Below are 1,544 nucleotides of genomic sequence, written 5' to 3'. Positions count from 1 at the left end.
CGTAACTCCGGTCGGGCTACGCCCTCCCTGCGTCACGAGCCCGGCGAAGCTCTCTCATCCTGATTGACGCTGCACTTCCATCCTGATTGCCGCGCCGCAGTCAAAGCGCGGATCGACGCGGAATGCTTCAATTGCCTGCTCTTGCATGGTTGCGACCGCAGCGATGCGTCGGTGACATTCCTGGTCTTTCCACAGATCCAGGTTAGCCTTGGCGGCGGCACAGGCCACCGGATTTGCCGTATACGAACTCGAGTGCAAGAATGTGCGGGTACGGTCTTTTGAATAATGGGCATCGAAAATCTCTGCCCGGCAGAGTGTCACCGCGAGCGGCAGCGCCCCTCCCGTGAGAGACCCTTGGAATAGCACGCTATATCTGGCACAACATTGGCCTGCTCACAGGCGAAGATTGTTCCGGTGCGGCCCCAGCCCGTCATGACCTCATCGGCAATGAACAGAACGTCCGACGCCTCGCAGATCCGCTTCATCTCTCTTAGCACCCAAGCTGGGTACATCAGCATTCCGCCTGCCCCTAACACCAGAGGCTCGACAATAAAGGCTGCGGGATTTTCGTTCCGACATCCTGACTCAAGCGCATCGAGCGTCGCCCGCTCACGACCGCTCGCAGGGAACGGGATTGAGGTGACGTCGAACAGGAGAGATCCGTACGCCGCGTTGAAGACACCGCGGGCACCAACTGACATCGCGCCGAACGTGTCCCCGTGATAGGAGTGCTGCATGACAACGATGCGTGTTCGCTCTTCGCCTATGCCAATAACCGAGTGCCATCTTCAAGGCGACTTCCACGCTGGCTGACCCGCTGTCCGAGTAGAACACGTGGTCCAAGCCTTGGGGTGTGAGTTTCAAAAGGAGCCGAGCGACCTCCTCAGCCGGATCATGCGTGTAGCCGGCGAAAATGATTTGGTTCAGCTTGCCGGCCTGTTCCTGAATCGCGCTCACGATCTGCGGATGGCAATGGCCGTGAGTGACGACCCAACAGGATGAGATTGCATCTATGATTCGATTGTCATCCGCAGTGTAGAGATAAGCACCATCGCCACGCACAACCTTGGTCATCTCGTTGTGAAGAGCATGCTGCGTGATGCCAAATTGGCCACCTCTTGTTTGGCTTCATGGCGTGAAATCGCCGGGAATAAACGAGCCTTTGAAGACAGCCTGTAGGCTCTCTGCCGTCAAAGGAGAAATCCAGGGCAGCCGTCCTAACCAACGCACCCGCGCGATGTCACAAATTGCGCTCTCAGTCTCCGAATTTCTTTCCCCGATGAATGCGATCCCAAGAATGTCGATCTGGCGCTTTCGTAAGGCCTCTATCGAGAGCAGGGAGTGATTGATGGTCCCGAGTAGCGTGCGCGCGCAAAGCACAACAGGAAGTCGCCACCGCTCGAAGATGTCGATGTAGAGTGCACTAGCAGTCTGCTGAAAAACCCCCTCGCCAGGGAGGGGACTTGATGATTCACTTTATCATCTCGAATCGGCGGAGACGATCATGCGCGGCAGGTTTACGGATCAGGGCGGCCTGTTTTCGT

At 57.1% G+C, this 1,544-nt stretch carries 2 pseudogenes; both read right to left on the bottom strand.

The window, feature by feature from the left end:
- Positions 1–102: 102 nt before the first annotated feature.
- Positions 103–1,132, bottom strand: a pseudogene (gene bioA / locus IVB27_RS14765) (adenosylmethionine--8-amino-7-oxononanoate transaminase); the annotation flags it as partial.
- Positions 1,129–1,431, bottom strand: a pseudogene (gene bioD, locus IVB27_RS14760) (ATP-dependent dethiobiotin synthetase BioD); the annotation flags it as partial. The pseudogenes bioA and bioD, both read right to left, overlap by 4 nt.
- Positions 1,432–1,544: the final 113 nt, after the last annotated feature.

The organism is Bradyrhizobium sp. 197 (genome assembly GCF_023073375.1).
Taxonomy (GTDB): domain Bacteria; phylum Pseudomonadota; class Alphaproteobacteria; order Rhizobiales; family Xanthobacteraceae; genus Bradyrhizobium.
This window is presented reverse-complemented; position numbering and strand designations above follow the sequence as displayed.